The sequence below is a fragment of the Escherichia sp. MOD1-EC5495 genome (assembly GCF_002965965.1).
GTDB classification, from domain to species: domain Bacteria; phylum Pseudomonadota; class Gammaproteobacteria; order Enterobacterales; family Enterobacteriaceae; genus Escherichia; species Escherichia ruysiae.
The window spans coordinates 25004-36451 of the sequence record NZ_PTRI01000025.1 but is presented as its reverse complement, the minus strand read 5'-3'; the positions used below and the strand labels follow the sequence as shown (position 1 = coordinate 36451).

The 11448-nt window shown below is 54.2% G+C and carries 10 protein-coding genes; 4 read left to right on the top strand and 6 right to left on the bottom strand.

All coding sequences use genetic code 11. The features are described from left to right. Nucleotides 1-27 precede the first annotated feature (27 nt). The 5 genes from BEG40_RS18365 to BEG40_RS18345 are packed head-to-tail and all read right to left on the bottom strand — an operon-like array spanning nucleotide 28 to nucleotide 4977. Nucleotides 28-369, bottom strand: a complete 342-nt coding sequence (locus tag BEG40_RS18365) for a PTS fructose-like transporter subunit IIB (RefSeq protein ID WP_000323855.1) — start codon at nucleotides 367-369, stop codon at nucleotides 28-30. 1 nt (nucleotide 370) lies between these two features. Further along, on the bottom strand, nucleotides 371-1249 hold the full coding sequence (locus BEG40_RS18360) for a [formate-C-acetyltransferase]-activating enzyme (RefSeq protein WP_105285894.1): 879 nt from the start codon (nucleotides 1247-1249) through the stop codon (nucleotides 371-373). Further along, entirely contained in the window at nucleotides 1215-3512 is a 2298-nt protein-coding gene (locus BEG40_RS18355; protein WP_105285893.1) for a formate C-acetyltransferase, read from the bottom strand. The genes BEG40_RS18360 and BEG40_RS18355 overlap by 35 nt, the downstream gene beginning before the upstream one ends. A 50-nt stretch (nucleotides 3513-3562) precedes the next feature. Continuing rightward, nucleotides 3563-3883 carry a PTS fructose-like transporter subunit IIB gene (locus BEG40_RS18350; protein WP_000161265.1) on the bottom strand — a complete coding sequence of 107 codons (321 nt, stop codon included), beginning with the start codon at nucleotides 3881-3883 and terminating at the stop codon, nucleotides 3563-3565. A 14-nt stretch (nucleotides 3884-3897) separates the two neighbouring features. Further along, a complete protein-coding gene (locus BEG40_RS18345) occupies nucleotides 3898-4977 on the bottom strand; it encodes a PTS fructose transporter subunit EIIC (RefSeq protein ID WP_001004466.1) in 1080 nt (359 codons plus the stop codon). A gap of 308 nt (nucleotides 4978-5285) precedes the next feature. Here BEG40_RS18345 and ptsP point away from each other — a divergent pair, with 308 nt between their 5' ends. The 4 genes from ptsP to BEG40_RS18325 all read left to right on the top strand — a co-directional run bounded on the left by ptsP (nucleotide 5286) and on the right by BEG40_RS18325 (nucleotide 10467). Continuing rightward, complete coding sequence (gene ptsP, locus BEG40_RS18340) at nucleotides 5286-7787, top strand: phosphoenolpyruvate--protein phosphotransferase (protein ID WP_001185143.1); 2502 nt, start codon at nucleotides 5286-5288, stop codon at nucleotides 7785-7787. Nucleotides 7788-7798: 11 nt separating this feature from the next. Continuing rightward, nucleotides 7799-8461 carry a fructose-6-phosphate aldolase gene (gene fsa, locus BEG40_RS18335; RefSeq protein ID WP_000424833.1) on the top strand — a complete coding sequence of 221 codons (663 nt, stop codon included), beginning with the start codon at nucleotides 7799-7801 and terminating at the stop codon, nucleotides 8459-8461. A 10-nt stretch (nucleotides 8462-8471) separates the two neighbouring features. Further along, nucleotides 8472-9575: a bifunctional L-1,2-propanediol dehydrogenase/glycerol dehydrogenase gene (gene gldA / locus BEG40_RS18330; protein WP_000373988.1), complete on the top strand. Its 1104-nt coding sequence runs from the start codon at nucleotides 8472-8474 to the stop codon at nucleotides 9573-9575. Nucleotides 9576-9849: 274 nt separating this feature from the next. Then, entirely contained in the window at nucleotides 9850-10467 is a 618-nt protein-coding gene (locus BEG40_RS18325) for a DUF1287 domain-containing protein (RefSeq protein ID WP_000647903.1), read from the top strand. A 26-nt stretch (nucleotides 10468-10493) separates the two neighbouring features. On the opposite strand, the gene yijE is transcribed toward BEG40_RS18325, so the two are convergent. Continuing rightward, on the bottom strand, nucleotides 10494-11399 hold the full coding sequence (yijE, locus tag BEG40_RS18320; protein WP_001143321.1) for a cystine transporter YijE: 906 nt from the start codon (nucleotides 11397-11399) through the stop codon (nucleotides 10494-10496). Between the last annotated feature and the right edge of the window lie 49 nt (nucleotides 11400-11448).

Genomic DNA, 11448 nt, shown 5'->3' with positions numbered 1-11448 from the left:
ATCACAGTCAACTGACAGAAAAACCGACTACTCCAGAATAAGATGGGTTTGCTGCGGCGCAGAGAGCACTTTTCGTACCGCGCTCATTACCCGCTGCGGCTCTCGCAGGAACGCGTAGATACCGCACTGAACATAGCGACAATGCTCAAATCGCTCGGCACCGGCAAGCTCGATATCCGTAATCAACAGCGCGACATCTGCCCGACGGATATCCTCGTCCGCTAAACGATTCTCCGTTCCCAGCGCCCCCTGGGTTTCAATGCTGACGCCCCACTTCTCTTGCTGGCATAATTTTTCCAGCCGTTCTGCCGCCATATAAGTATGCGCCACGCCGCTGACGCAGGCGGTTACTGCCACCAGGTATGCCATTTTACCCCCCCACGGTAACCTCAAATCCGGCTCGTTCTGCCATTTCGCGCATCGTTGCCACATCGGCTGACGAGGGCGCAGAAACCTCTTTCATCGACCATGTTTTCCCCAGCAGGCGGTATTTCGGTTCACCGTACTGATGAAACGGCAACAGGTGGATTTGCCTGATATTCAGCGGGATCAGCACGTCCAGCGCCTGCTGCATATTCTCCCGGCTGAGCGTGAAACCTGGGATCAGCGGTAAACGCGGGATCACGTTGACACCTTCGCTTACCAGCAAACGCAGGTTCTCCAGCACACGTGGCAGATTCATCTTCACCACATCCCGCGCCTGAGTCGCCTCCATAATTTTTAAATCGAACAACACTTCATCGCACAATTTCGCCAGCGGTAGCAGCTTGCTGGCTGGCGCATCTCCGGCAGTTTCGATAGCGCATGAGACGCCCCACAGCCGCAGTCGCTGTAAAAAACGGGTCGCAAATTCCGCCTGCATTAACACTTCGCCACCAGAAAGCGTGACACCACCGCCAGACGTGCGAAAGAAAATGTCATCTTTCATCACTTCCCATTCCAGAGCGTCAAGGCTGATATCGCGACCAATCCGTTCAAATGCCCCGGACGGACATTCATCCGCATCACGTAAACATTTCGCGCAGTGCAGACATTTCGCCTCTCTGCGTACCGTCTGGATTTTGCCGGAGATCGACTCCGGATTAGCACACCACGGGCAAAGATGCGGGCAGCCTTTAAAAAAGACCACCGTGCGAATGCCTTCACCGTCATTCAGCGAATAACGCTGAATGTTGAAAATGCGCGCCACGTCATCGCGGCGCGTTTCCACAACGTTACAGCTGATGCGCTGTCCGGCGGATGATGTCATCCTGGATCTCCTTCGACAGTTCGACAAAGAAGGCGCTGTATCCGGCAACGCGCACCACCAGCCCGGCATAGTCCTGTGGGCGTTGTTGCGCTTCCCGCAACGTGTCGGCATTCACCACGTTAAACTGAATATGCTGCAACTTAAGCTGGGTAAATGCCCGTAAGAAGTCGGCCAGTTTGCGTAATCCCGCTTCACCTTCCAGGGTCGCTGGAGTGAATTTCACGTTCAGCAATGTACCGTTAGAAAGCAGCGTGTTATCGAGCTTACTGACTGACTTCAGTACCGCCGTTGGCCCTTGTGCGTCCTGGCCCAGCATTGGCGACAAGCCACCGTCTGCCAGTTGCTCTCCGGCAAAACGACCGTCTGGCGTCGCGCCAACCACCGATCCCAACGGGACATGAGCAGAAACGGTATACGACCCCGGCGTGAAGTAGCCACCGCGCGGGTTCTGGTATTTTTCCACTTCTTTGCAGTAGTGGCGCAGCAGTTCGGCGCTGATGTTATCCACCTCGTCAATATCGTTGCCGTATTTCTCAAAGCGGTTAATTAAGCGAGCGCGGATTTTTTCGCCTTCGGGCGTTGCGAAGTTGGCTTTTAATACCGACAGCAATTCGTCAAAACTTAAACGCTGTTGCTCAAAAACCATCCCTTTCAACGCATGGAGAGAATCGCTCAGGTTGGCGATACCGATCCCCTGTACGCCGGAGAAGTTATAACGCGCGCCGCCATCGGTAATATCGCGACCTTTTTCCAGACAATCGCTGATAAACGACGAGAGCAGCGGTACAGGCGCCCAGTCACGGTGACCGATATCGCAAATATTGCTGCCTTCAACCATCAGAGTGATGTAGTGGCTGATCTTGGCGCGGATCTGCTCCAGCAAACCTTCATAAGTCAGCGCGGCATTGCCTTCATTTTCATGCAGGCAGATTTCCATCACTTTCAGCAGGTTAAACATTGCGATGTCATGCAAGCCGTAGGTTCTGCCAGGAATAGACAACTCTACGCAGCCCACTACGGAATAGTCGCGCGCATCTTCCAGCGAAACGCCTCGGTTGAGGAACGCTGGCACCACCACTTCATCATTGAAGATTTGTGGAATACCAGTGCCGAGGCGGATGGTTTCTGCGGTTTTCATCAGGAACGGCGTGTCGATCAAGGCGTTAGTGCGCACCCCCAGGTTCGGTTGCGGTAATTGCACGCTTTGATAGGCGTCGAGGCAGAGGAACGAAAGCACGTTCACCGCGCTACGTCCGTTTTCCGTTAAACCGCCGAGCAGTGCGGTATAGCCGGTCGGGAATCCCGCAAAATAGCGCGCGCTGCTGGTGGAGCGTAACAGCACGATGTCGTTGCACTTCACCCATAAAGATTCGAGCAATTCTTTCAGGAACGCCGGATCTTCGCCCTGGGTTAATGATGCCTGATAGAACGGCAACATATACTGGTCAAAGCGCCCTAACGACAGCGAACTGGCGTTGGATTCGTATTGCAGAATGATGTTCATGTACCAGAACAACTGGCACGCCTGCCAGAACGTCTGCGGCTTATGTTGCGCGTTATGGCGGGAGATCTCTGCAATAGTCAGCAGTTCTTCACGACGCTGGGCATCGGTGCAGTTTGCCGCCATCGTTTCCGCCAGTTCGGCATAACGCAAAATGTGTTTTTGTGAAGCTTCCAGCAGTAACAGCGCGGCCTGATAAAAGTGATTATCCGGCTGTTGCTGGCAATGTTGCTGCATCTGCGCCACCAGTTCACCCAGCCCGTGATTCAGCAGGCGCGGGTAATCAATAATGATGTGCCCCTGGCCTTTATCCGTCTGGTTGATGCTGAAAATCTGCGTGCTGGTTGCGACTTTTACTTCATCCGTCATCTGCCCGTTGATGAAATCTTTCATCGAACGTTTTTCCCAGTACGGGAACAACTCTTCGCGGTAGATACGTTTATCTTCTTCGCTAATGGCGAAGCGATCCTGCGGTCGCGTCGGGAATTGATCCAGCTCTTTCAGCAGCCAGTAAGGGTCCATTTCCGGCGACATAATCCCGGCGCGAGGTTTTACGGTGCGGTTACCGGCAATCAGTTCTTCATCACGAATCGAAATTTCAACGTGTTCCAGGATATACGCTGTGGCTTTTGCCCGACGAATAATCACCGGTTCGCCTTCGGTTTGCTTATGGCTGGCGGTATAAAGCAGCGCACGCTCCAGCGAGATTTCACGGGTATTGGCAAACAGTGCAGTTTTAAGGCGAGAGATACGATTCGTCATGAGGAACTCCTGTAGGAAAGCGAACCCGCCCTTGCGGGCGGGATAAGAACTTAAGCGGTTTGCGCCAGGTGAGCTTCAATTTTGCTCATGATGGCATCAGCGCGTTTTACTGCATCGCTGATGTTGACGCGCACGATGGTCTTGCCAGCAAAACGCTCTTCAAACTTGATGCCGATATCTTTGGTCAGAATCACCATATCGGCGCTCGCCACGTCTTCAGCAGTCAGTTCATTTTCCAGACCGATCGAGCCCTGGGTTTCTACTTTCACTTCCCAGCCTTTCGCTTTCGCGGCACTTTCCAGCGCCTCTGCAGCCATATAGGTATGGGCAACACCTGAAGGACATGCGGTTACTGCAATAATTTTCGTCATGGCTCGTTCCTCAATTAATTAATTTCAAAATCCAGATCCAGGTCGTCTTCCTTCTCATCAGTCGAAGACCCATTTTTACGCGCCAGACTTTTCAGTACGTTCACGCAGACTGCCGTCACAACCGCCCCGACAGCCACTGCCGCGATATAACCCAACTTACCTTCAACCACCGGCAGCACAATCAGACCACCCCAACCTGCATAGCACTGCGCGCCGACCATTGCTGCGGTCACCGTGCCACAAACTGAACCGACCATGATGGAAGGGATCACGCGTAACGGATCGGCAGCAGCGAAAGGAATCGCCCCTTCGGTGACGCCAACGCACCCCATCACCAGCGCCGCTTTGCCGGTTTCGCGCTCTTCAGCGGAGAAATTTTTACGACCAATCAGCGTCGCCAGCCCCATACCCAGCGGCGGGATACAAATACCCACAGCGGCAATGGCCACCACGGTATAAACCCCCTGAGCAACGCAAATCAGCATGAACGCATAGGCCACTTTGTTAACCGGACCGCCCATATCGAACGCCAGCATCAGTCCCATGATCACCGCCAGCATAACAATGCTGCCCTGCTGCATCCCCTGAAGCCACTGGGTCAGACTATTGGTCAATGCACCCACTGGCTCGCCCAGCCCCCACATCATGACGCCAGCGGTAATCAGTGTGCCGACGATCGGGATGATGAAGATTGGCATGACGGAACGCAGAACTTTATGCACCGGAATTTTCTTCAGGTAATGCACCACGATGCCGCCGATAATCCCGGCGATCAGCGCACCAAAGAAGCCCGCGCCAAAACTGTTGCCGACCCAGGCACCGATAGCACACGGAGCCAGCGCAGAGCGTTCAGCAATGGAGTAACCGATGTACGCCGCGAGGAAAGGCACCATCAGCGTCAAACCCGCGACGCCGATATCAAACAGTTTTTTCAGATTCGGATCGGCTACGGCATCCGGCACTGCGCCTTTGCCATACAACATGACGGAAACCGCCAGCAAAATACCGCCCGATACCACGAAGGGAATCATGTGTGAAACGCCCGTCATTAAGTGCTGACGGGTATTTTTCAGGATCTGCACCAACTCATTCATAAGTCGCTCCCGGGCTTAGTAAAGCCCATGTCCATATTTTTGATGGCAGAAACAATAGGCAATCGCAGGCAGGGCAAACAGTGGATAAAAAGGCCATTTACTGGATTTTTGTAATGTCTGTACAAAAATGCGATCCGCCTCATAACTTGCGTTAACTCGGAATCATGCCGGAGTGGCGCGTCTTGTGAGACGCGTCGCAAATTAGCGGTTACATTACATTTGTCCAGCTTTTGGCAGATTTGTCACATGGCAGGCCGTTGCCATGCGCTCTTATCCTGTAAACAGAAAACCGTACCGGGAGAAAGGCAATGGCCCTGATTGTAGAATTTATTTGTGAGCTACCTAACGGCGTACATGCACGTCCGGCAAGCCACGTTGAAACGCTGTGTAATACTTTTTCATCACAAATTGAGTGGCATAACCTGCGCACCGATCGCAAAGGCAACGCCAAAAGCGCCCTGGCGCTAATTGGCACCGATACGCTGGTGGGCGATAACTGCCAGTTACTGATTTCCGGAGCAGACGAACAGGAAGCGCACCAGCGTTTAAGCCAATGGCTGCGCGATGAATTTCCCCACTGTGACGCGCCACTGGCGGAAGTTAAATCTGACGAACTGGAGCCGCTGCCGGTTTCACTGACCAACCTGAATCCGCGAATTATCCGCGCCCGCACCGTATGCAGCGGTAGCGCAGGTGGCATTCTGACGCCGATCTCTTCTTTAGATCTCAACGCGCTGGGTAATCTTCCCGCAGCCAAAGACGTTGACGCCGAGCAATCCGCGCTGGAAAACGGCCTGACGCTGGTGATGAAAAACATTGAGTTTCGTCTGCTTGATAGCGACGGCGCCACCAGCGCGATTCTGGAGGCACACCGCTCACTGGCAGGTGACACTTCGCTGCGTCAACACCTACTGGCGGGCGTCAGCGAGGGATTAAGCTGCGCCGAAGCGATTGTTGCCAGTGCGAATCACTTTTGCGAAGAGTTCGCGCGTTCCAGCAGCAGCTACCTGCAAGAGCGAGCCCTGGATGTGCGCGACGTCTGCTTCCAGTTACTCCAGCAAATTTACGGTGAACAACGCTTCCCGGCACCGGGCAAGCTGACGCAGCCCGCCATTTGTATGGCGGATGAACTGACCCCCAGCCAGTTCCTCGAACTGGATAAAAATCACCTCAAAGGTTTGTTACTCAAAAGCGGCGGCACCACGTCACATACGGTAATTCTTGCCCGTTCGTTCAACATTCCGACGCTGGTTGGCGTGGACATCGACACGCTTACTCCGTGGCAGCATCAAACGATTTATATCGACGGCAACGCCGGGGCGATTGTGGTCGAACCGACAGACGCGGTAGCGCGTTATTATCAACAAGAAGCCCGCGTACAGGACGCCCTGCGTGAGCAGCAACGTGTCTGGCTGACCCAGCAAGCCCGCACCGCTGACGGTATCCGCATTGAAATTGCCGCTAACATCGCCCACTCCGTGGAAGCGCAGGCCGCATTTGGCAATGGCGCGGAAGGTGTTGGCCTGTTCCGCACTGAAATGCTCTATATGGACCGCACCAGCGCACCGGGCGAAAGCGAGCTGTACAACATTTTTTGTCAGGCGCTGGAGTCCGCCAACGGACGCAGCATTATTGTGCGTACCATGGACATTGGCGGCGACAAACCCGTTGATTATCTGAACATTCCCGCAGAAGCTAACCCGTTCCTCGGTTATCGCGCCGTGCGTATTTATGAAGAGTACGCCTCGCTGTTTACCACGCAGCTACGGTCGATCCTGCGCGCCTCTGCTCACGGCAGCCTGAAAATCATGATCCCGATGATCTCCTCAATGGAAGAGATCTTATGGGTGAAAGAAAAACTGGCAGAAGCTAAACAGCAACTGCGTAACGAACACATTCCGTTTGATGAGAAGATCCAGCTCGGCATCATGCTGGAAGTACCGTCGGTGATGTTCATCATCGATCAGTGCTGCGAAGAGATTGATTTCTTTAGTATTGGTAGTAATGACCTGACGCAATATCTGCTGGCAGTCGATCGCGATAACGCCAAAGTCACCCGTCACTACAACAGCCTGAATCCGGCATTCTTGCGGGCGCTCGATTACGCCGTGCAGGCGGTGCATCGCCAGGGCAAATGGATTGGTCTGTGCGGTGAACTGGGGGCGAAAGGTTCCGTGCTGCCGCTGCTGGTCGGTTTAGGGCTGGATGAACTCAGCATGAGCGCGCCGTCAATTCCGGCAGCAAAAGCGCGCATGGCGCAACTTGATAGCCGCGAATGCCGCCAGTTACTCAACCAGGCGATGGCCTGCCGTACTTCGCTGGAAGTGGAACACCTGCTGGCACAATTCCGCATGACACAACAGGACGCACCACTGGTCACCGCTGAGTGCATCACGCTGGAAAGCGACTGGCGCAGCAAAGAAGAAGTGCTGAAAGGCATGACCGATAACCTGCTGCTGGCGGGCCGCTGCCGCTATCCGCGTAAACTGGAAGCCGACTTGTGGGCGCGCGAGGCCGTTTTCTCTACCGGTCTGGGCTTCAGTTTCGCTATTCCGCACAGCAAATCGGAACATATTGAGCAGTCCACCATCAGCGTGGCGCGTCTGGCAGCACCGGTACGCTGGGGCGATGATGAAGCGCAATTCATCATTATGTTAACCCTGAACAAACACGCTGCGGGCGATCAGCACATGCGCATTTTCTCGCGCCTCGCTCGCCGCATCATGCACGAAGAATTCCGTAACGCGCTGGTTAACGCCGCCTCTGCCGACGCTATCGCCAGCCTGCTGCAACATGAACTGGAACTTTAAAAGGAAACATCATGGAACTGTATCTGGACACCGCTAACGTCGCAGAAGTTGAACGTCTGGCACGCATATTCCCGATTGCCGGGGTGACAACTAACCCGAGCATTATCGCTGCCAGCAAGGAGTCCATCTGGGAAGTGCTGCCGCGTCTGCAAAAAGCGATTGGTGATGAGGGCATTCTGTTTGCTCAGACCATGAGCCGTGACGCGCAGGGTATGGTGGAAGAAGCGAAGCGTCTGCGCGACGCCATTCCGGGCATTGTGGTGAAAATCCCGGTGACCGCCGAAGGTCTGGCAGCAATTAAAATACTGAAAAAAGAAGGTATTACTACGCTTGGCACCGCTGTATATAGCGCCGCACAAGGGTTATTAGCCGCGCTGGCAGGCGCCAAATACGTTGCTCCGTATGTTAACCGCGTAGACGCCCAGGGCGGTGACGGTATTCGCACGGTTCAGGAGTTGCAAGCATTGCTGGAAATGCACGCGCCAGAAAGCATGGTGCTGGCTGCCAGCTTTAAAACACCGCGTCAGGCGCTGGATTGTTTGCTGGCAGGATGTGAATCCATCACCCTGCCCTTAGATGTAGCGCAACAAATGCTCAACACGCCTGCGGTAGAGTCAGCTATAGAGAAGTTCGAACACGACTGGAATGCCGCATTTGGCACTACTCATCTCTAAAGGAGCAATTATGGACCGCATTATTCAATCACCGGGTAAATACATCCAGGGCGCAGATGTCATTAATCGTCTGGGCGAATACCTGAAGCCGCTGGCAGAACGCTGGTTAGTGGTGGGTGACAAATTTGTTTTAGGTTTTGCTCAATCCACTGTCGAGAAAAGCTTTAAAGATGCTGGACTGGTAGTAGAAATTGCGCCGTTTGGCGGTGAATGTTCGCAAAATGAGATCGACCGTCTGCGTGGCATCGCGGAGACTGCGCAGTGTGGCGCAATTCTCGGTATCGGTGGCGGAAAAACTCTCGATACCGCCAAAGCACTGGCACATTTCATGGGTGTTCCGGTAGCAATCGCGCCGACCATAGCCTCTACCGACGCACCGTGTAGCGCACTGTCTGTTATCTACACTGATGATGGTGAGTTTGACCGCTATCTGCTGCTGCCGAACAACCCGGAACGCGTCATTGTCGACACCAAAATCGTTGCTGGCGCACCTGCACGCCTGTTAGCGGCGGGTATCGGTGATGCGCTGGCAACCTGGTTTGAAGCACGTGCCTGCTCTCGCAGTGGCGCGACCACCATGGCGGGCGGCAAGTGCACCCAGGCGGCGCTGGCGCTGGCTGAACTGTGCTACAACACCCTGCTGGAAGAAGGCGAAAAAGCGATGCTCGCCGCCGAACAGCATGTGGTAACTCCGGCGCTGGAGCGCGTGATTGAAGCGAACACCTATTTGAGCGGCGTGGGCTTTGAAAGCGGTGGTCTGGCTGCGGCACACGCTGTGCATAACGGCCTGACCGCTATCCCGGACGCGCATCACTATTATCACGGCGAAAAAGTGGCGTTTGGTACGCTGACACAGCTGGTGCTGGAAAACGCGCCGGTTGAGGAAATCGAAACCGTCGCGGCGCTGTGTCATGCCGTTGGTCTGCCAATTACCCTGGCGCAACTGGATATTAAAGAAGATATTCCGGCGAAAATGCGGATTGTCGCAGAAGCATCTTGTGCAGAAGGTGAAACTATTCACAACATGCCAGGCGGCGCAACGCCAGATCAGGTTTACGCCGCACTGCTGGTAGCCGACCAGTACGGTCAGCGTTTCCTGCAAGAGTGGGAATAACCTATGCCAAACTCCCGGCTTGTCCGGGAGTTTGAACGCAAAATTGCCTGATGCGCTACGCTTATCAGGCCTACGCAATCCCTGCAATATATTGAATTTGCGTGCTTTTGTAGGCCGGGTAAGGCGTTCACGCCGCATCCGGCACTCTGTGCCAGTAATCTGAAACTCCCACGTTGTTCGGGAGTTTTTTATCCGCTTCTGGACACTTTCTCCACAGAACAATCGTCAGCCCGGAAGGTCGAATCTGTGACTCTTATTTTCACGGACGAAACAGATGAAAGCTTCACTGGCGCTGGTCAGCCTTCTGACAGCCTTTACCAGCCACTCCTTAAAATCTCCCGCTGTTCCACCAACCGTGGTACAAATTCAGGCCAACACCAACCTTGCCATCGCGGATGGCGCCCGACAGCAAATTGGCAGTACGCTGTTTTACGATCCGGCATATGTGCAGCTTACCTATCCTGGCGGCGATGTCCCGCAGGAGCGCGGCGTATGCTCCGATGTAGTGATCCGCGCCCTGCGCAGCCAGAAGGTCGATTTGCAGAAGCTGGTGCACGAAGATATGGCGAAGAATTTTGCCGATTATCCACAAAAGTGGCAGTTAAAACGCCCTGACAGCAACATCGATCACCGTCGGGTGCCGAACCTGGAAACCTGGTTTACCCGCCATGATAAAACACGCCCCACCAGCAAAAACGCCAGTGACTATCAAGCGGGCGATATTGTCTCCTGGCGATTAGATAACGGGCTGGCACATATCGGTGTGGTTTCAGATGGTTTTGCCCGCGACGGTACGCCGCTGGTGATTCATAACATCGGCGCAGGTGCGCAGGAAGAAGACGTGCTGTTTAGCTGGCGGATGGTGGGGCACTATCGTTATTTTGTTCAATAAGCGATCGCCCCACGTGAAGAAAAAATTCAGACCCTATTTACGCTGACGGCTTCTTTTTTCTTACGGCTCACCAGCGCCAGTGCCAGCACAATCAGCACAATACCGCTACCTTCAACCGCGCCGGGATTCTCACCGAGCAACCACCAGGAAAAGAGTACGCCGCAAACGGGAACCGCCAGTGTGCTTAAGCTGGCGATACTGGCGGGTAAGTTTTTCAGCACGAACAACCATAAGCTCCAGGCCAGCGCCGTCGCCAGAATCGCACTGTATACCAGCGCCCAGAACACGGTGGGTTGCCAGTCAATTTCACGTTGCGGCACCAGTAAAGCGACCACACTCATCACCAGCGCCGCATAAAGCATCTGCCAGGATGTTAATGACAATAAATCCACGCGCGGATGGCGGGCATAAAGGCGTTTAGCAACAATCGCGCTCGCCCCCCAACTGACGCCGGAGAGGATTGCCAGGATGGCGCTTTTCATCGACGAGAAATCGAGTTGCCACGGCTGCAACACCAGCAATAAACCAACAGCAGCAATCAGAATCGCGAAATATTGCCCGCGTCGCAGTCGTTCACCGAGAAACAACGCCGCGAGAATCACCACCCAGAACGGCATGGTATAACTCAGGATAGCCACTTTTCCCGCACCGCCGCTGACCAGTGCCCATTGCGCCAGCCCTACCATCCCGCAGGTTTGTAACAGGGCAATGGCTAAAGTGTATTTAAACGGCGTCGGGCGCATCCCACGACCACGTAATAAAAGGACGATGAACAGAACGAGAGCGCCGAAAATGCAGCGTAAGGCGGTAAAGTCGAAGGCACCGATGTAGCTGGTAACTTGCTTCATGAAAATCCAGCTATAACTCCAGATAAGTGTGAGCACAACCAGGCCACTGATTGCCAGTGGGTTGCTCTTTCCCGTAGTAGGCATGAGAGATCCAGCGTGTAGTAGTTTTGTTAGCGACACTATACGCCGGTAA

What these genes read in the sequence shown, in the direction of transcription:
- BEG40_RS18365 (WP_000323855.1), bottom strand. Translation starts at nt 369, where the DNA reads ATGGCATACCTGGTGGCAGTAACCGCCTGCGTCAGCGGCGTGGCGCAT.
- BEG40_RS18360 (WP_105285894.1), bottom strand. Translation starts at nt 1,249, where the DNA reads ATGACATCATCCGCCGGACAGCGCATCAGCTGTAACGTTGTGGAAACG.
- BEG40_RS18355 (WP_105285893.1), bottom strand. Translation starts at nt 3,512, where the DNA reads ATGACGAATCGTATCTCTCGCCTTAAAACTGCACTGTTTGCCAATACC.
- BEG40_RS18350 (WP_000161265.1), bottom strand. Translation starts at nt 3,883, where the DNA reads ATGACGAAAATTATTGCAGTAACCGCATGTCCTTCAGGTGTTGCCCAT.
- BEG40_RS18345 (WP_001004466.1), bottom strand. Translation starts at nt 4,977, where the DNA reads ATGAATGAGTTGGTGCAGATCCTGAAAAATACCCGTCAGCACTTAATG.
- ptsP (WP_001185143.1), top strand. Translation starts at nt 5,286, where the DNA reads ATGGCCCTGATTGTAGAATTTATTTGTGAGCTACCTAACGGCGTACAT.
- fsa (WP_000424833.1), top strand. Translation starts at nt 7,799, where the DNA reads ATGGAACTGTATCTGGACACCGCTAACGTCGCAGAAGTTGAACGTCTG.
- gldA (WP_000373988.1), top strand. Translation starts at nt 8,472, where the DNA reads ATGGACCGCATTATTCAATCACCGGGTAAATACATCCAGGGCGCAGAT.
- BEG40_RS18325 (WP_000647903.1), top strand. Translation starts at nt 9,850, where the DNA reads ATGAAAGCTTCACTGGCGCTGGTCAGCCTTCTGACAGCCTTTACCAGC.
- yijE (WP_001143321.1), bottom strand. Translation starts at nt 11,399, where the DNA reads ATGCCTACTACGGGAAAGAGCAACCCACTGGCAATCAGTGGCCTGGTT.